The following is a 20,124-nucleotide window of genomic DNA, read 5'->3' as shown; positions in this document are numbered from 1 at the left end:
TTTGAAAGCATCACTACATCGTCGATATAAAGGATAACAAAGCTAGGGTCACACATCATTCATCCTTTGAAGGCCATGCATTATTTGCTGATTTTTTTGATGTAAATTATTGATCAAATCCAGAAGATACTCTTTACTATAATTGTTGATTATCAAGGGTAAAATAGATCTTAACCACATTTCTATCTTCTCATTTACCTCTAGCATTACAGTGGTTATTTTTCCACTGTTTGCATTAGGAGCTAACGCTAGTGTTTCTATATAAACTAATAACTGCTCGTCAATATCGTCATCGAACCACATTTCAAATGTTTTAATAGGCGCCTCTGTCAATGAGGTGATTAAATATTGGTTTCTGACTTTTTGCTTGTCTGTTAAATAATGTAAAAACATTCGAGCGCGCTCTTGCTCTGTCACTTTAAGACTTCTCTCATAAAACGCTAGCGTTGCGGTATTCAATGTTATTAGGTGTTCAAATACTTCACTTAACTGGTGATAACGCATAACTTTCCTTCCTATTCTAAATTTTTGTGAGCCTATTTTCGAAGAACCTAACGATCAACTTATAAATTAAACAACGCCACTTGAATTTTCTGCTTATGAATAATTTAGTCATGTAGGATTTATTTTTACAACTCAAAGTAACAAAATATCAGCCTGCTAGATGTGCGCTAGCGCACATACTTAATTGATGTAGCAGAACAAAAATCAATTTTTAGCATTATAAAAAGCCTAAAGGGGGAGATGTTACTTATACCGCCAATATACATATTTAGATATAACCTAAACTACTGAAAATATTACAATATAGTGGCTATAAGCTTTGTAAATAAAAAAGCTGTTAAGTTTTGTGTGATGGCGTACATATTTATTGTCACATTCCGTGCAAAATAATAGCCGTAACCTAAAACTTAACTAATTTAACTGAACGTAACTATTGGGATTTAATATGAGCAATGAAAACGAACACAGTATCGCGACTTTTGCGGCTTTAAAAACTTGCATAGCAAATGGTGAAGTACAATCAGTAAAAGAATTATTAGCAAAGCAGCCAATACAAGCACTTGAGAAAAGCTATCTTATTGATTTAGCGTTGTTAAATAACAACCCTACTATAATAGAACTGATTAAAGAGAGTCCAATAAGAAAATAAATGTATTAAAAAATTAACATCACAACTTAACGAGTGCCAAATACAAACACCAATGCATTCAATGGAATTACTTTTAACTTACAGGGCTGGGAAGGAACAAGAAAGGCTAGTCTCTATTTTATTGATTACCTAATTCTATTGATAACAATGCGCCTATAGGCAACGAAGTTAAGCGGCACGAAACAGCTTTATGGTCTGAAATAGTCGCGCAACTTAACCTGTTACTACGTTAGAATTTAACGAAAATTTCTAGCTTAAGAATGGAGAAGGTATCGTAATATATTATCCATTTTTGTTAGCCAACGCTTATTTACCTTGGCTAACGGTAACCCTTAACAAAGTTTAATAACTTTTAATAACTTTTAATAATACTTACGGAGCTCGTTTTCATATTCTGGATCAATAAACCGCTCTTGATCGAATGGTGGATTTTCCATTATTTTCTCAGCGTTTACATTAACGGTAATATAACAGTCAGTCCAATTAACTGCCTCAATACATTTATGACTAATCAAAACCTTGCGACCACCGGGAGCCCAATTACGCGTGTCTATGACGATATATGAAATAGTCCAATTATCATCATTTAAAATGAAGTCTTTAATATGGCCAATTTTTTGATCTTTCGCGTAGATTTTAAATTTCTTAACGTCATTGGTTGAATGTAAATGCCAATCTTCTGATTTTATTTGAGTATTATCCTTAGATAATTTTGTATCAACTAGGGGTTTGGGACTAGGAGAAGTTCTCCATAATCCTTCATTCATCCAATAGTAAGCATAACCGTAGAATTGAAATAATTCAGTTTCATATTGATGAGATATTTGTTGGTGTTCCTCAAGTGGAGGACTATTTTTAATTTTTTGTTGGCTTAAATCAACAGGGAATTTGTACTGTTCCCACTGAGGTTTTTGCAGTGAGATTGTGCTGATTAATATTTTTCGTTCTCCACAGAGCCACTTTTTAGTATCAGGAACTATGTAACGTATTACCCATAATTTATCGTCAAAGAGGAAATCTTTACAAAGACCTATTTTTTTGTCGATACCTTGTAATTGAAAACGCATAAGTTCATTGAGACTTCGTAACATTGTCCTACCCTTCTATATTAATTAAGCTTTAATTGTCGAAAGTGATGACTTCTATCATACTCGGTCAGTTATTTTTCGTATGTACGTCAACACACTTAGCAGTGATATTTTCACTCCGAAACATGGAGATAATATTTATATCTGTTATCGTTCAAGCACCTGATACCGGCACTTTGATTGGTAGCGGGTCCATACCCTTGTACTACTCGACCCTTGTGCTACTCGACCCTTGTGCTACTCGATTTAAATAATGGCAAATTCAATCAACGTGAACTTTCATATAAAGAAAGTTCACTCATAGATGATGATAGCTTTATTGTAGGAGGTGCTTATGCTTCATGATTTGACGTCTTAATTTTCTTTGCTAGCACAATGTAGAACGCTGGCAACACGTACAGTGTTAATATCGTACCAATACCAAGCCCCGCAACAATAGTAATACCAATCGCAAAACGCGACTGTGCGCCTGGACCCACTGCAATTAACAGCGGGATCATAGCCACAATAAGTGCCAGCGACGTCATAATAATGGGTCTCAAGCGAATCGCAGCCGCTTCAATGACTGCGTCGCGTCTATTGCGGCCTCGCTGTTGTAGAGTATTCGCAAATTCCACGATGAGAATACCATTTTTTGCAACTACACCAATTAGAGTGATCAGGCCCACTTGCGTATAAATATTCATTGAAGCAAAACCAAGCATAATAAAAGCCATAGCGCCGGCAATAGACATAGGTACAGACACCAGTATAATAAGTGGATCGCGCCAACTCTCAAATTGCGCCGCCAGCACAAGGTAGATAACGAGTAACGATATAAAGAAGGTAACGATTAGTGCACTACCAGAATTTTCGAATTGCCTAGACTCGCCCTTAAAATCGTAGCTAAAGCCGCGTGGCAAGATATCAGCAGCCTTGGCTTTCATAAAACCAACAGCATCTCCCATGGGTACTGATGGCACGGGAATACCTTCAATTGTTATCGAATTTAGCTGATTAAATTGTGTCCTTGACGAGGGTTCAAAATCATGTTCGAAATTAACGACCGAGCCAAGTGGAACCAACTCGCCAGAATCAGCGCGGATGTAATAATCGTTTATTGCCAGTTCACTATCTCTAGCATAACGCTCAACCTGAGGAATAACTTCGTAAGAGCGCCCTTCCATATTAAAACGATTAATATAGCCACCACCAAGCATACTACTGAGCTCCTGACCGATTTCTTCCATCGACAAACCTAAATCTGCAGCGCGATCTCTGTCAACCTTTACCCGAGTAACAGGCTTATCGATATCGATTGATTTTTGCACGAAGGTAAAGTTGCCACTTTGCATGGCGGCAACAACCAATTCATCAGCCACCTGGTTAAGCTGATTAAAGTCACTCCCTGAAGTCACTACAAACTGAAAAGGTAAACCACCACTGGAACCAGGCAAGGAGGGGATCGGGAATAATGCTGTTTTTAAACCGGTAATATTTGCCACCGAAGACTGTAGTTGAGGCATTATGTCAAACTGCGATATATCACGTTCACTCCAGGGTTTCATTTTAAAACCGCCAAATACAGCATCGGAACTTGTCATACCCACCAGCATAAATGTCTCGTCGTAGCCTGGCACCTGCTCAAACGCTGTCTGCATTTCCGCGCCATACTTTTGCAAGTATTCAAGGGTAGCAGTCTGTGATCCTTTGCCCTGAAATAGAATAATGCCACGGTCTTCAGTGGGCGCCAGCTCTTTTTCACTTAACATGACCATAAAAAATATCGACACGAGAACAACCAATGCAAACATGATCACAGGTGACACTGCCTTAACAACGATAGTCAATGAGCGCTGATAAACGTTGGCGAGCTTTTCAAACAAGCCTTCTACAGCACTTTCAAAACGCGACGACTCGCCATGAGGTTTCAGTACCTTGCTAGCTAGCATAGGCGATAAGGTCAAGGCGATGATCCCTGAAATAACGACCGCTCCTGCAAGCGTGAACGCAAACTCAGTAAATAGCGAGCCAACTAGCCCTCCCATAAAGCCAATAGGCGCATAAACAGCCACCAACGTGATTGTCATCGCAATAATTGGACTTGCCATTTCACGGGCGCCAATGATCGCAGCTTCCTTCTTTGACTTACCATTAACGATGTGACGATGGATATTTTCGACAATAATAATCGCATCGTCGACGACTAAACCAATGGCCAAAACAAGTGAAAGTAATGTCAGTAAATTGAGTGAGAAACCCAGTACAAGCATTATAAAGGCACCACCAATCAGTGAGAGTGGTACCGCTAGTGATGGAATGATGGCAGCGCGAAGGGAACCAAGACACAAAAACACAATAACAAGCACAATACCTATTGCCTCGATCAACGTTTTAATGACCTCATTAATTGAATCGTCGATAAATTCTGATGCATCGTAAGGCAGCTCAACCTGCAAACCAGACGGTAGCTGAGACTTAATATCAGGAAGAAGTTCTTTTACCCGTTCTGCCACAGACAGCGGATTTGAGCCAGGAGAGAGGCTAATAGCCACGTAGGTCGATGGTTTTCCTTTGTATAATGCAATGTTCTCGTAGGTTTGCGATCCAAGTTCCACCCTCGCAACATCCTTGAGACGAATAATCGTGTCTTCAGTTGATTTGATAACAAGATTCTTGAACTGTTCAGTGTTAGAAACGTCAGTGTTACTGGTAAGACTAATCTTTATTAACTCTCCTTTTGTTTGTCCAACACCAGAGAGATAATTGTTTTCGCGCAGGGTCTGAACAATCTCGGTGGAGGTAAGATTAACCGCAGCAAGTCTTTGGGGGTCTAACCAAACTCTCAGAGCAAAACGCCGTCCTAAAAGTTCAGCTTTACCCACACCCGATAGTGCCTGTAGTTTTGGCTGTACTTCACGAGCAAGATAATCGGTGATTTCTGGAACCCGCATAGTCTCACTGAAGAAAGCAATGTACATAAGCGCGCGACCTTCACCTGTTGTCGAATTAATAACAGGGTCTTGAGCGTTTACAGGTAATGCGTTCCGCTGACTAGCGACTTTAGATTGGATTTCGGCTAACGCGTCATTAGCATCGTAATTAAGTTCCATCTGTGCTTCGATAGTTGAAAACCCTTGCGTGCTCGAAGAGCTTAAGAAGTCGATGCCTTTAGCTTCGGCGATGGCCTGCTGCAAAGGTTGGGTGATAAACCCCTGAATTAGTTCGCTGCTAGCACCTGGATATGCAGTCGTAACCGTGACTTTAGTGCTTTCTAGTAAAGGATATTCGCGGATCTCCATTTCCATGATGGACCGTACACCAACCAGTAATATCAGCAAGCTTACTACCGTGGATAAAACGGGCCGTTTTATGAATATGTCTGTAAAACGCATGGCTATTTTACTCCTGTGCTAACAGAAGCAGTGTCGCGTGAGGAGTCGTTCTGCTTGATTTTTACTTGCTGGCCAGCCCTGAGGCGCAAGAGGCCTGAGCCAATAATACGCTCTCCAGCTTCAAGTCCTTGCTTAACTTCTGTCATACTTCCTCGTTTAAAACCTGTTTCTAATGTTCGCCGTTCAGTAACCAGTTGACCCGCTGAATTTTCTGTTAATACATAGGCAAAGTTACCGTAGGTGTTGAATGATATTGACGTGTTTGGGATCGCTACCACTTGTCGAGGACCTTCTGCGAAGGTTCTGACCGTAGCAAACATTCCAGGTTTGAGTCCTTGTTGTAAATTAAGAAGCTGAGCACGTAATTTAACGGTGCGTGTTTCAGGTGTGACCGAACTGTTAATAGCGGTAACGGACCCCTTAAATACCTCGGAACCTTTTGCCGCAACAGTGACTTCAACAGGGTCTCCGATATCAACACTTCGCAGCTCTTTTTCAGAAAGTGTATATTCAACAAGAATTGGGTTAAGCATATTGATTTCAACGATAGGCGTACCTACGAATAGATATTGGCCAATGTCGGCTAGACGGAGCCCGAGAACACCATTGAAAGGTGCTGTAATGACTTTTTTGCCAAGCTGAGCCTCTGCCTCTTGCACTCTTGCTCTGGCAGAATCTTCCGCAGCCTTAGCTTTATCATAGGCTAACTGTGAAACAGCTCGTTTGGAAATCAGATCGACGTTATGTTGAAACTCCTTCGATGCAAGCTGTTCCTCAGCCCTACTTTTTTTAAGTATGGCTTGCTCTATTTCGCTGTTTAGGCGAATAAGGATATCACCTTTTTCAACACGCTGACCCGATTCGAATAAGACCTCAGTTACAACGCCTGACATCTCATTAGCGATCCGAACACCATTTATAGCTCTAATACTACCAATTGATTGAATGCTCGTTTGCCAGGTAGCCATAACAACCTCTGTGGCATCAACAACCGCAGGTGGTCGTGGCTGCGAGAACTTCGCCTTTATTTGCTCTAGTTGATAGAACTTGTAGCTGAATACGCCACCAAGCAAAACAAGCAGTAAAACAATAGCCATTGCAAAGCGAGAAAAAGTGCCCATGCTGGTGATCCTTTTAAATAAAATAGGTGAATAACGTTGAAATATATAGCGAATTTAATTTCAGAACATTGAAAGGTAATTACTCAAGCTACTTATTTGAAGCTCTTAGCATCCATGATATTTTTTCATGAGTTCGCATTCGGTCAGAGACAAGAGATACCGTTGATTCATCGTCTAATTGATGAGCCACTTTTAAAACGTCACGTGCGGTCTTTATAAGAGTTTCATGCCCAACAGTTAATACTGCAATCATTTCTGTGGCATTAGGAACACCATCGACCTCGTGGATTGAGCTTAATCTGGAAAATTCTTTATAAGTGCCTGGCGCGGCAACATCAAGCGTTCTAATACGTTCAGCAATGTCGTCTACAGCAATTGCCAATTCTGTATATTGATCCTCAAACATTAAGTGTAATTCTCTAAACCTCAACCCCGTAACATTCCAGTGAAAGTTATGTGTTTGTAAATAAAGCGTATAAGAGTCTGCTAGTAATTTTTTTAATCCTTCAGCGATTTTACTTCTATCTTTTTCATCAATACCAATATCAATGATGCTCATAATTACTTTTCCTTTTTTCATTAAAAAAATCAGTATAGGGAGGCGATTTTTACCGCTCCACCAAAAACATAGTGTACGACTTTATCGATTTAGGCTCTGTGCGATATCGAACCAAAAAACGTTTGGCTGATGAGTATACGGGGAATAACTCTATTGGCTTTAGGTTGCCTGCCGATAGTTATTGTAGATTTATAACAATATCTAACGGCTAACAATGGATTATTAACTAATATTCTTCCTCTAAAGTCATAAGCGATGTGTTACCACCAGCAGCGGTAGTATCAATGCTAACTGATTTTTCTGTTAATAAACGCTGAATTAAATTATCCAAATATTCTGAACTGATCACCGGTAATATTGCGCCTTGACGCTCAGCTAACTTCTCACTGATATAATGTTTTCGGTCGCAATGACTATCAACAACAACACCTGACAAAGCAGGATGCGCTAACAGCGCTGATAAATGACATAACTTGGCAACTTGAAAAACATTTTCATCTTCGCCTGTTGCAACAAACTTATCTCTAAAGGCTAAAGCTTCCTGATAAAATAAATCAGAGACAACCGTAATAACCGTATTACCCGTTGCCAAAGCCGTTATAATAGACATCAACAAAAACTGAAAGCTGACATTTTTATCCGCAAAGCAAATAATATTACCGCGGTTTTCTAAATACAACATATTAGACTCACCTGTTGGCCCAGGCAGAGTTAGTGGTTTTTTCAGGTGCTTTTCAATACGTATTAATTGTTCACGAGCCGCTGTTAACGTAAGATTTAGGTCATCAAATAAATCATCAACAATATCAACATCAGCAATTTTGGCTAACAATTGACGCACGCAAGAAATACGGGTATTTAACTCAGTTAAACGCCAGCATTTTTGCGCAACATCGGCCTTATCCATAAGTAAAACCGCCTCTTTTTCAGCTTTTTCATCTCCCTCTAACACTTCCTCTTGTGATGGCGATACATTAAGTTTCGCCGCATCAGGGGTAGATTTTTCTTTAACTAAGCGCGTTAAATAATTGGGACCCCCTGCTTTTGGCCCCGTCCCCGAAAGACCTCGACCACCAAAAGGTTGGACACCAACAATGGCGCCAATTATGTTACGGTTGATATAAACATTACCGGCACGTGACCGCTTAGCTAAATCAAAGGCACGGTCTTCAATACGCGTATGAATACCCATGGTTAAACCAAAACCTGTACCATTAATTTTATCGATAACCGCTTCTATTTCATTACCTTTAAAACGTACAATGTGCACACAAGGACCAAAGACTTCTTTTTCTAACACGCTAATATCTTCAATTTCATAAAGACGCGGGGCAAAAAAGAAATGCTCATTATTCTCTACCTCGGCAGATATTTCACATTGGTATAATAACTGACCATGTGTTTTCATATAATCGCTGTGTGCATTTAAAACGCCGAGTGCTTTTTTATCTATAACGGGCCCTATGTCAGTGCTTAAGTACGCTGGATTACCGACATGTAATTCTGCTAAGGCGCCTTTAAGCATAGTAATAACATTATCAGCAATATCTTCTTGTAAAAATAATACCCGAAGCGCAGAACAGCGTTGACCTGCCGATTGAAATCCTGAAGAAATAACATCGTCAACAACTTGCTCAGGCAAGGCTGTTGAGTCAACTATCATACAATTTTGTCCACCCGTTTCAGCGATAAAAGGCACCTGATCCCCTCCTCTATCAGCCAAGGTTTGCGAAATTATTGTCGCTGTGTCACTAGAGCCAGTAAAAATAACGGTTTTAATACGATCATCTGGAATAATCACACTACCCACTTTACTACCACGGGCAATAACCTCTTGCACAACGCCTTCAGGTAGTCCAACAGATTTCATCAGTTCAATGGTGCGCAGCGCAATCAAACTGGTTTGTTCAGCGGGTTTTGCCAATACAGTATTACCCGTAACAATGGCTGCAGCGATCTGCCCTAAAAATATCGCTAATGGGAAATTCCATGGGCTGATACAGAGCACTACACCACGAGCGTCGAAACGTTCGTCTTCTGCAAGAATAATAGCTTTTTCAGCATAATAACGACAAAAATCAACCGCTTCACGTACTTCATCGATGCCATCTTGAGCTGTTTTACCCGCTTCTTTAATACATAAGGCGATAAGCTCGTCCATATGATGTTCAAGAATATCGGCAACGCGGCACAATAACGCTGCGCGTTCAGATACTGGTGTTTGTGACCATGATGAAAATGCTGTTTTAGCCAACGTTATCATTGCCAGCATTTCATCTTCGTTGTGATGACGATAAAAGCCTATTATTTCAGTTTGGTTAGCAGGATTTTTAACGGCTACAGCGCCTTCTGGAACGTTACTTTCAGAGAGTAGATGATCAGTAAACCAGCTATCTAAAAACGACTTTAAGGGTGTGATTGTATTAATATCAGCTAAATCGACACCTTTAGAATTATCACGACCGAGACCTTTTTCATCATGGTATAAGGCTATGGGTTTAGTGATTTGGGTATTATATTTATCTTTTAAACGCTGCGTTTTTTCAACGGGATCTCTCAGTAAAGATTCAACAGGTTGAGTCTCATCAACAATGGCATTAACAAAAGAAGAGTTAGCACCATTTTCTAGCAAACGCCGCACTAAATAAGCTAATAGCTCTTCATGATGACCAACTGGGGCGTAGATGCGACATTGAATATTTTCACTAGAAACTATTTGATCATACAAAGAGTTCCCCATGCCATGTAAACATTGAAATTCAAACCCCTCTTTATTGCCATCAACGAGTTCAAGAATGGCGGCAACAGTGTATGCATTATGCGTAGCAAACTGTGGATAAATGGTATCTCTATAGGCTAATAATTTTTTTGCACAAGCGCGGAATGAAACATCAGTAGAAGATTTTCGCGTAAATACAGTGAAATGCTGATGGCCATCTTTTTGAGCATTTTTAATTTCAGTATCCCAATAAGCCCCTTTTACCAAGCGGACCATCATTTTTCGGTCAACTCGCACCGTTAATTCACGTAACCAATCAACGACAAAAATAGCCCGCTTTTGATAAGCTTGTAATGCCATACCAAAGCCAGTCCAATTTTCTAAATCACTATCACTAAAAACCGCTTCAATAATATCAAGTGATATATCTAAGCGTTCAGACTCTTCGGCATCAACGGTTAAACCAATATTGTAGCTTTTAGCTTGTAAACAGAGCGCCTTAAGTTTTGGCACAATTTCAGCCATAACGCGTTCTTTGTGGTTAAATTCATAACGAGGGTGAATAGCAGAAAGTTTCACTGAAATACCCGGAACTTTACGAGGATCATCTTTACCCGAAGCACGCGCTACATTCCCAATCGCGTCTATTGCCTCTTGATAAGCTTTAAAATACTTATCAGCATCATTCATCGTACGGGCACCTTCACCGAGCATGTCAAATGAATAGACATAGCCTTGCTGCTCTTTATCGGCAGCACGCTCAGTTGCGGCAATGATTGTATCGCCCATCACAAACTGCTTACCCATAATTTTCATGGCGTAGTTCATTGATTTACGAATAACAGGTTCACCTAAACGACCGACAATCTTTTTCAATAAACCAAAGCTTTCCTTTTTGCGTTTATCGGCATAATTAACCATAGTGCCGGTAATTAACAAGCCCCATGACGAGGCATTAACGAACAATGAATCGCTGCTGCCTAAATGACTGTTCCATTGTCCTTGAGAAATTTTGTCACGAATTAAAGCATCTTGAGTATGTTTGTCTGGTACTCGTAACAAGGCTTCGGCCAAACACATTAAAACCACACCTTCTTCACTTGAGAGCGTGTATTCTTTTAATAAGGCGTCTATTGCACCATTACCTGACTCGACTTTACGAATTTGAACAGCCATTTTACGCGCTCTTTCCCACGCTCGACTTCTGGCTCCAACATTTACTTCTGCCAATGGTAAGATATGATCTACCGCGATTTTTTCATCGATACGGTAAAACTCACGAATTTTCTGACGAAGAGGACAGTCTGTATTTAACGAACCATTGAAAAGCATATAGTTATCCTTAAAAAATTATTAAATAGTCTTTTGTAATCACTTAAGTGATTACAATTTAATTTATGCTACGAATGCTTTGTTAGCTCTTTGTCAATCATCGCCGACAAGATAGGTAACAAAGTCTGTCCTTTTAATTTAAAAACTCTTTAGCTTTAGCAATCGAATAATTTACTGCTTGTGTCAGTTCAAGTTTGGGCGGCATAACCAATTCATTTGGATCGACATGGACATCAAGCACACAGGCCTCAGTACTAGTAAATGCCTCTTTCAATGCGTCGACTAGCATTTCAGGGCGTTCTACACTCCAACCCTCACCACCACATAATCGAGCAAATTCAGCAAAATCTGGATTTTTTAATGCCGTTTTATAATTGGGGTAACCGCTGCTTTCTTGTTCCAGTTGAATTAGTCCCAATTTGGCATTGTTAAAAATAATAACCTTTATCGGTAATTTCCGATTGACCACGGTAATAAATTCTTGCATTAACATACTAAAACCACCATCCCCGATAAGTACTATTACCTGGCGATCAGGAAATTTTAATTGTGCGCCTATCGCACCAGCCATGCTAAATGCCATCGTGGCCAAGTTACCTGAAAGGGTAAATAGTTGGTGTTCAGTTACGGGTAAATGACGTGCGGCCCACGCAGTCACCGTGCCAGTATCACAAAGAAAAATCGCATCTTTGTTGACAAGTTCGCCGATTGTTCGTGCTAGAAACTGCGGTTTTATTGGCGCTACTTGCGAGCTTTCTTTTTCGCCTTGTTCTCTTGACCATTTCATTTTCTGGTGACGACATTCATCAAGAAAATTTTTGTCATCTTTTTGGGGTAAATCAATAATTAATTGCTCTAGCACGTCACTTACCTCTCCAACTATCGATACATCGACAGGGCAACGTCGACCTATGTGTCGAATATCCTTGTCCACTTGAATGACTTTGGCTTTTCCTGGGTAATATTCTTTGTAGGGAAAATCAGTACCGAGCATAATAAGTAAATCACAATTATTTATTGCCTCAATTGATGGTCGCGTACCAAGTAAGCCAAGTCCTCCTAAGGAATATTCATGCTCATCTGGCAGTAATACTTTTGCTTTTAATGTTCTAATAAGTGGTGCATTGCATTTTTTCAACAAAGTAAGTAGCTGTTGACGCGCTGGAATAGCCCCTACACCCGCAAGAACTACAATTTTATTAGCTTGCTCAATTAGGCTAAGTGTATTGTTTAATGCTGATGCTAAAGGTTTTGTACTACCCGTTTCAGTGCCCGCGATTGGATGACAAGTAATACCTGCTTCTATTTGCTCCGTGGCTACATCTACAGGTAGGGCAATATGAGCAACTCCGCTTTCAGTAATCGCACTGTTACACGCTTGCTGGATGATCTCAGGGACACGATCAGCAGCAAACAAGGTTTGATTAAACACAGCGACATCAGAAAAAAGAGCGGATGAATTGATTTCTTGATGTGAGTTATTACCTATTTCAGAACGCGGTAACTGCCCCGTTATCGCTAGGACAGGTGCATGGTCGAGCTTAGCGTCGTACAACCCATTGAGTAAATGTATGGCTCCACCTCCAGCAGTACCGACACAAACGGCAAGCTTTCCGGTTAATTTTGCTTGGGCTGATGCGGCAAACGCCCCACTTTCTTCATGACGGACCTGTATGAATTCTATCTTTCCATTGCGGCGTATAGCATCCATCAAATCATTAATCGCATCACCTGGAATACCAAAGACATGGCGGACACCATATTTGTAAAGTGTCTCTACAATGTGGTCGACAACTTTACGTTTTTTGATTGTAGACATGTATTCCCCTTTCAATTTCAAATAAGTTCATCGATATTTACTTTAATTAAGCACAACGCTCATAGCGTTATGAATTTAACTATTATATTTACTCACTATTAACTACTTTCATCAGGCTCAATTGATTCATGAACATTATTTACTGCTGAAACTCCCGGAGTAAATAGTTGTCTGATGCTGTTCAACATCGTGTTATGTTTCCAATGCTCTGCTCGCACTAAACTCACTTTCAATAAAGCAATGTCTGGGTTATCCAATCCATCTTGAATCCAGGTTTCATAACGTGACTCCCATAATTTAATCAACATAGCTTTACTTTTAATTACCTGAGTGATCCCAGATACCGAAATAAAATTGTTATCTTCTTTGATAAAACTAAGATTAACGAAGCTGTTTTCAGTCAATTCACCAATCAACTCTGAAGATAGCGTTGTAAAAAAGAAGAGTTCTCCTTCAGCACTAACTTCAACGGTTTCCATCGGTCGACTTTTCATTACTCCATCAGCAGACCTAGAAACGAGCATTGCTACATCACCTATATTAATGAGCTTTTGAATATGTGATATATCTCTCTGTAAATGCTTTTCACTTTGCATGTTAATTTCTCCGATTAAATGTATTCAACGGTGTTATCTGTTTTTAGAGACGGCTAAGACAGTTAACATAAAAACAGTTAGAGTTGATTTATTAAGCTAAATCTAAAAATATTATACGGTGACAAGGGGGGAAGGCTCTGTACGTTAGCGTACTGTCTAAAAAATGGCTTTTACCTAAACGGCTTAAAACTAATGCTGGTAAGTTGAAACAGAGGGTTTTTAAAGTGGTCTTAGCGCTGATTAACAGACTAAAAATAGTATAAAATACTGTTTGAGGTTATAAAAAAAGTCTTTATTAACGCTTATTTAAAACAAACGAATAGCTAAAGTGGTCTAGTTTAACCTATGGGTATAATTACCTTTCATCAGCTGATAACACTCACAAGCTTCCCGCTCTAAGCCCTTACGATTAAGTATCTGAATGGTACCTCGTGTATAGCTAATTAACTTTTTATCTTTTAATAAGCAAGCGGCTACTGTTATACCGCTTCTTCGAACGCCAAGCATATCAGCAAGAAATTGATGTGTTAGATTTAAATGAGTAGAATGTGCCCTATCATCAGTCATGAGTAACCAACGAGCAAGACGAGATGCTATGGGATGAAATCGCATGCAGACTAATGATTGAGAACCTTGCACAAACAAAATATAAAGGTAATCATTCAATCTTTTTAACAGTAATGGAAAGTTTTTCAGTTGATACTGAAATTGCTTAACAGATAAGCGCAGCGCCGTTCCAGACCCCTGAACAACAGCTCTATCAGGAGCCGATTGTACCCCTGAAATATTGGAAATACCCAACATACCTTCATTACCAATAATACCCAATTCAAGCGGTGGGTGTCTCGTACCTGTAGTGACCAGTGAAATATACCCTGTTAAAGGGTAAAATATGTACTCAATGCCTTGCCCACGCTCATGCAATATATCACCGGAGGTTAAATGAACCTGCTCGCATTGCGCTAGAATAGTTTTTCTGAGTTTATTTGGTAGCCCATCTAACAACTCATTGGTGACTTCTTGCTTTTCTTTTGATCGCATATGTTTGCTCTCTGATACAGAAAAATGATATTGCCTTAAATAATTAAAAGTTAATTTATAGCAGCAATAGTCAAGTGTAAGCTTTATAAAATAGAGGATCTGTGCGCTGGCAAACATTACTTACTTATATGACTTTATAACTTACATATTTAAAATGATTAGTTCACTAAGCAATAGCGGTGTCTATAATGTCGCGAGGTTTTCTTCAATGCCAGCGCTAAAGTCTTAACGTTTTGATGCGGATATTGCAGGAAAATTTTTGATAAAAGTCAATGGCGTGACCGCCTTATTTAGCGCAATAGCTGATATTGTGCTAAATATCATAAATTGATTAAAACTGAACTTTAATACTTATAAAAATCAAATATTTACAGAGTAAAAGCCAGCATTAATCACTAGAACAAATAACCTTGATTAAAGATTAATAACGTTTTTTGATTGATAATAAACTTTTTCGTTTTCATGAGGGAGTAATCGGTCGGTTTCTTTTTTTACAACCGCGTAGCATTCACAACTTAAGCTTTCAAGTTTCTGCCTATTTAACACGGTAATATGACCGCGATGATAATCAATGACACCCAACTTCTGCAGTTTTCCCGCAGCTTCTGTCACCCCTTCTCGGCGAACCCCTAACATATTACCAATAAGTTCCTGAGTCATCACTAGGGTATTATCGGGTAAACGGTCAAGCGACAGTAAAAGAAAACGGCATAATTGCTGATCAATCGTATGGTGGCGATTACATACTGCAGTCTGTGACATTTGAGTAATAAGGGATTGGGTATAACGAAGCATTACACCTAACAATTTTCCATGACGATGGAACTCTTGGGTTAAGCGTTTTCCTTTAAGCCGATAAGCATAACCTGCACTTTGAACCACAGCTCGGCTAGATGTACTTTCTCCGCCCATAAACAACGCAATACCAACAACGCCTTCGTTACCTACCACAGAAATTTCTGCCGAAGCGCCACTCTCCATTACGTATAATAAAGAAACAATAGAATCAACGGGAAAGTATACATTAGCGAGCTTATCACCGGCTTCGTACATCACCTCGCCTAACTCTAGCTTTACTAATTCAACAAAAGGAAATAGTCGTTCTTTTACTTCATCAGGCAAGACAGCTAATAAGTGATTTTGTAAGGGGGAAATTTGAGTGTCGATTATTTTTTGCATCGTGTGCGTCCCTTCTTAAGAATTAAATCAAGCTACTAGATATTATTGTACCTTAACAAAAAAAATTTCGCTGTTCGGTTCGATACCGTACACAACACTCTTTTTTAGATGACCATTTTATTTTAGGTTTTTATTTTAGGTAATAAGTAAACAAAAAGTATATATCGCACTAATCAAAATTTAGACCACCCGAAGTAGATGCGCTTACATTGAGATAACAACATAGCAAACAACAATAACATTTAAAGACAAAAACTTAAACTTTCCACTACGGTAAAGTCTAACGAAGAAATAGCCTACTGCTCTAGTGGCTTTCGCATAAAAAATAGTACGATAATTATTAGGTTATGTGTGACAGCGTACAGATATATCTTTACGTAAAGTACAAGGTGTTATTTAGAGCTTAGCGTTATAAAATTTTATTCATTAATGGAATAGACAAGACCATAAAAGTTTTACTTCAGTAAAAGAAGTAGCACACTTTAAAACAGGTAAAACAACAAGTTAATGCTTTGCCAGCCACCAATAAAACCCTTATCATTTAATAGAGGAAAACGTTATGTATAAACATATTTTATTTGCCACAGAACTTCATGATTCAAAAAACTATATTGAAGATAAAGTCGCTCAATTACAAAAGTTCACCGACGCTAAACTCAGTATTATTCATGTGGTAGAGCCGATACCTAATTATGGTGGAGCACTCGGTGTTGTTCCGAGTCCAGACCCAGTTGGCAGTTTTGGTAATACAGAAAAACTAAAAGAACAAGCCAAAGAGATACTTCAACCATTAGCTAAAAGGCTAAATATCACCGAACAACACTTGTGTATATCGGTCGGATATATTAGCGAAGAAATATTGGCTTTCGCAGAACACGAAAATGTCGATTTAATTATAACAGGTAGCCATGGCGTACATGGTTTACGCTTATTATTAGGCTCTACCGCAAATGCCATTTTACACGGCGCAAAATGTGATGTATTGGCAGTACGTTATAAAGAGCAATAAGCATTGATTTAAGCAATAAATATATTGCTTTGAATATTATGATGGTAACGAACCTGCTGTGAACGAGCCAATCAATTAAGTCGGTAATTAATATAATATCGTCAATTATCTATCGGTTGCAGCAAGACTTACCTTTCCATAACAGGTGTTCATCGAGGGTCGTATCACTAATTTATCCTCTCTTATCAAATCGACTTATCATGATAAATTATTTGACTCGAGTCTCATTTGTAATAAACACCCTACTGATTGTTATATAACTATACATGTTACCAGCCCTTTATTTTGGCTGCCACATTATGTTTTCGTCCATGTATGCTAGGGTATATTAACTACGTTTATCATAATGCGTATACCAATCAGATTAATACTTTTAATGGAGATAACGACAATGGCCAACTCTATACAACGTTTGAAGCAAATTGAAATTAATGGTGAAATTTGCCACTACCACAGTTTTGATGGTTTAGCGGATAAGTATGACCTTTCACGTTTGCCTTTTGCCGCTAAAATCCTTTTAGAAAACTTATTACGACATGCAGATAGTGATTTTGTCCAACAAGGGGATATTGAAACCTTAGCCAATTGGGATGTAGACAACTGGCAGGATACTGAAATTGCCTTTGTACCTGCTCGCGTAATTTTGCAAGACTTTACTGGGGTACCTGCCGTAGTTGATTTAGCGGCTATGCGAGATGCGATAGTAAAAATGGGTGGAAAAGCCGAAAAAATAAACCCATTAAATCCAGTCGAATTGGTCATTGACCATTCAGTTATGGTCGATGTGTTTGGTCAAGCTGATGCGATGGAAAAAAACACCGCAATTGAGTTTCAACGTAATCGTGAACGTTATCAGTTTTTACGCTGGGGTCAGCAAAGTTTTGATAATTTTAAAGTGGTACCACCGGGCCGTGGTATTGTACATCAGGTAAATCTCGAATATTTAGCCCGCGTAGTATTCAAAAAGCCCGACGAGAATAATTTACTTTACCCAGATACCTTGGTTGGTACCGATTCACATACCACCATGATTAATGGCTTAGGTGTGTTAGGTTGGGGAGTCGGCGGTATCGAAGCTGAAGCGGCGATGCTTGGACAACCCGTGACCATGTTAATACCTGAGATTGTTGGTTTTGAATTAACAGGGAAATTACCTGCAGGAACTACAGCGACTGACTTAGTCTTAACGGTAACCGAACAATTACGTGCTGCAGGTGTGGTAGGTAAGTTTGTCGAGTTCTTTGGTACTGGGGTCAATGAACTGACCTTGGCCGACCGAGCGACCATAGCCAATATGGCGCCAGAATATGGGGCAACGTGTGGAATTTTCCCCATCGATCATCAAACTACCGATTATCTGCAATTAACCGGGCGTGACAGTGACCACATTGAACGCGTAGAGTCCTATTTAAAAACGATGGATATGTGGGGAACGCAGTCTCAACAGCATGCTGTTTATCATAGCCGATTATCATTAAAGCTAGATGAAGTAGTGCCTTCTATTGCTGGTCCTAAACGTCCTCAAGACAGAATTTCACTTGACCGTGCCGGTCTGGCGTATCGTGACTGGTTAGCTTTACAACACGGTATAAAACAAGCAGTCTCGAGCGATAGTGAAAGTGGCTTTGAAAGTGAAGGCGGACAACCTTCGGTACTATTACCTGCTAGTAATGAAGATTCAGGCGTTCCCTGTCAGTATGCTGATGAAGACTTTGTATTAAAACACGGATCCGTCGTTATAGCGGCAATTACCAGTTGCACTAATACCTCAAATCCATCGGTATTAATTGCCGCTGGACTATTAGCCAGAAATGCCCGGTTGCGAGGATTAACGGTTAAACCTTGGGTAAAAACCAGTTTTGCACCTGGTTCACAAGTGGTCACTGATTATCTGCTTAAATCTGGCTTAAATGAAGATTTAGATGCCCTTGGTTTTCAGTTAGTCGGATACGGATGTACTACCTGTATTGGTAACTCCGGCCCTTTACCTACCGAAATTAGCGACGCTATTCATCAAGGCGATTTATCTGTTACCTCTGTTTTATCGGGTAACCGTAACTTTGAAGGTCGTATTCATCCAGAAGTCCAAGCTAATTATTTAGCCTCTCCTCCTTTGGTCGTTGCTTATGCTTTAGCGGGTAATATGAAGATAGATATTACCACGGGCTCACTAGGTGATGACCCTACAGGTAAACCGGTTTATTTACATGACATCTGGCCAGATAGTCAGGAAATTAAACAAGTTATCGAAAAAGTTATCGACAGTTCAATGTTTATTTCCCGATATGAAGATGTTTATAGCGGTAATAAAGACTGGCAAGCGCTGGATATAGTACAAAGCCAAAAATATGATTGGCCAGCTTCTACCTACGTTAAATTGCCACCATTTTTTAATAATATTAGCGCAAAAATACCAACTATTAACCCAATTAAAAATGCTCGATGTTTATTAAAACTGGGTGATAGTGTCACTACTGACCATATATCTCCTGCCGGTTCGATTGCGCTAGATAGCCCCGCGGCTGAGTATTTAAAAAGTGAAGGCGTCTCACCCAAAGACTTTAATTCTTATGGCTCTAGACGCGGTAATCATGAAGTGATGATGCGCGGTACTTTTGCCAATGTTCGTTTACGAAATTTATTAGCACCCGGCACTGAGGGCTGTTGGACGACACTGATGCCATCGGGTGAAAAAATGAGTGTTTTTGATGCGGCGATGCAATATCAACAACAAAACATTGCTTCGATTGTTTTAGCTGGAAAAGAGTATGGTACGGGCAGTTCTCGTGATTGGGCCGCCAAAGGGCCAGCTTTATTGGGCGTTAAAGCGGTTATTGCACAGAGTTACGAACGTATTCATCGCTCTAATTTAGTCGGCATGGGCATATTACCATTGCAATTTATGCCAGATGATAATGCCGAGTCACTAAAACTAACAGGTGAAGAGCAATTCAGTATTCCTGCCGTGAGTATTGGGCAGAAAACGGTGACAGTATCTGTTAAAACTGAAGAGGGTAATGAACGTTCCTTTGAAGTAAAAATTCGTATTGATACACCCAACGAATTCAAATACTACCAACATGGTGGCATATTACATTATGTGCTACGAAATTTAGCGTCAACAGACTAATGTT

General features: G+C 39.6%; 13 protein-coding genes. 3 read left to right on the top strand and 10 right to left on the bottom strand.

Annotation, left to right across the window (positions count from 1 at the left end):
• Positions 1 to 48: 48 nt before the first annotated feature.
• The gene (locus H4J75_RS08950) at positions 49 to 504 is read right to left on the bottom strand and encodes a hypothetical protein (protein ID WP_070373533.1); all 456 of its coding nucleotides are present in this window, start codon (positions 502 to 504) and stop codon (positions 49 to 51) included.
• A 445-nt stretch (positions 505 to 949) separates the two neighbouring features.
• Between H4J75_RS08950 and H4J75_RS08945 the strand changes: the two genes are divergently transcribed.
• The gene (locus tag H4J75_RS08945; protein ID WP_182173342.1) at positions 950 to 1,153 is read left to right on the top strand and encodes a hypothetical protein; all 204 of its coding nucleotides are present in this window, start codon (positions 950 to 952) and stop codon (positions 1,151 to 1,153) included.
• Between the two features lie 362 nt (positions 1,154 to 1,515).
• On the opposite strand, the gene H4J75_RS08940 is transcribed toward H4J75_RS08945, so the two are convergent.
• From H4J75_RS08940 to H4J75_RS08900, 9 genes are all read right to left on the bottom strand, one after another.
• Entirely contained in the window at positions 1,516 to 2,244 is a 729-nt protein-coding gene (locus H4J75_RS08940; RefSeq protein WP_182221920.1) for a PRC-barrel domain-containing protein, read from the bottom strand.
• A gap of 329 nt (positions 2,245 to 2,573) precedes the next feature.
• A complete protein-coding gene (locus tag H4J75_RS08935; RefSeq protein WP_182221919.1) occupies positions 2,574 to 5,615 on the bottom strand; it encodes an efflux RND transporter permease subunit in 3,042 nt (1,013 codons plus the stop codon).
• Between the two features lie 2 nt (positions 5,616 to 5,617).
• The gene (locus tag H4J75_RS08930; protein ID WP_182221918.1) at positions 5,618 to 6,736 is read right to left on the bottom strand and encodes an efflux RND transporter periplasmic adaptor subunit; all 1,119 of its coding nucleotides are present in this window, start codon (positions 6,734 to 6,736) and stop codon (positions 5,618 to 5,620) included.
• Between the two features lie 88 nt (positions 6,737 to 6,824).
• Positions 6,825 to 7,295, bottom strand: coding sequence for a Dps family protein (locus H4J75_RS08925; RefSeq protein WP_182221917.1), 471 nt, complete (start codon positions 7,293 to 7,295; stop codon positions 6,825 to 6,827).
• Between the two features lie 226 nt (positions 7,296 to 7,521).
• A complete protein-coding gene (putA, locus tag H4J75_RS08920; RefSeq protein ID WP_182221916.1) occupies positions 7,522 to 11,346 on the bottom strand; it encodes a bifunctional proline dehydrogenase/L-glutamate gamma-semialdehyde dehydrogenase PutA in 3,825 nt (1,274 codons plus the stop codon).
• Positions 11,347 to 11,479: 133 nt separating this feature from the next.
• Complete coding sequence (locus tag H4J75_RS08915) at positions 11,480 to 13,165, bottom strand: thiamine pyrophosphate-dependent enzyme (protein WP_182221915.1); 1,686 nt, start codon at positions 13,163 to 13,165, stop codon at positions 11,480 to 11,482.
• 98 nt (positions 13,166 to 13,263) lie between these two features.
• Positions 13,264 to 13,761, bottom strand: a complete 498-nt coding sequence (locus H4J75_RS08910) for a pyridoxamine 5'-phosphate oxidase family protein (RefSeq protein ID WP_182221914.1) — start codon at positions 13,759 to 13,761, stop codon at positions 13,264 to 13,266.
• A gap of 333 nt (positions 13,762 to 14,094) precedes the next feature.
• Positions 14,095 to 14,802: a Crp/Fnr family transcriptional regulator gene (locus tag H4J75_RS08905; protein ID WP_182221913.1), complete on the bottom strand. Its 708-nt coding sequence runs from the start codon at positions 14,800 to 14,802 to the stop codon at positions 14,095 to 14,097.
• Positions 14,803 to 15,216: 414 nt separating this feature from the next.
• Positions 15,217 to 15,981 carry a Crp/Fnr family transcriptional regulator gene (locus H4J75_RS08900; protein ID WP_070373529.1) on the bottom strand — a complete coding sequence of 255 codons (765 nt, stop codon included), beginning with the start codon at positions 15,979 to 15,981 and terminating at the stop codon, positions 15,217 to 15,219.
• Positions 15,982 to 16,540: 559 nt separating this feature from the next.
• Between H4J75_RS08900 and H4J75_RS08895 the strand changes: the two genes are divergently transcribed.
• Positions 16,541 to 16,990 (top strand): universal stress protein, encoded by a 450-nt coding sequence (locus tag H4J75_RS08895; protein WP_070373528.1) that lies wholly within the window; start codon positions 16,541 to 16,543, stop codon positions 16,988 to 16,990.
• 391 nt (positions 16,991 to 17,381) lie between these two features.
• A complete protein-coding gene (gene acnA, locus H4J75_RS08890; RefSeq protein ID WP_182221912.1) occupies positions 17,382 to 20,120 on the top strand; it encodes an aconitate hydratase AcnA in 2,739 nt (912 codons plus the stop codon).
• Positions 20,121 to 20,124: the final 4 nt, after the last annotated feature.

It is taken from the genome of Colwellia sp. BRX10-1 (assembly GCF_014077545.1).
Taxonomy (GTDB): Bacteria; Pseudomonadota; Gammaproteobacteria; order Enterobacterales; family Alteromonadaceae; genus Colwellia_A.
This window is presented reverse-complemented; position numbering and strand designations above follow the sequence as displayed.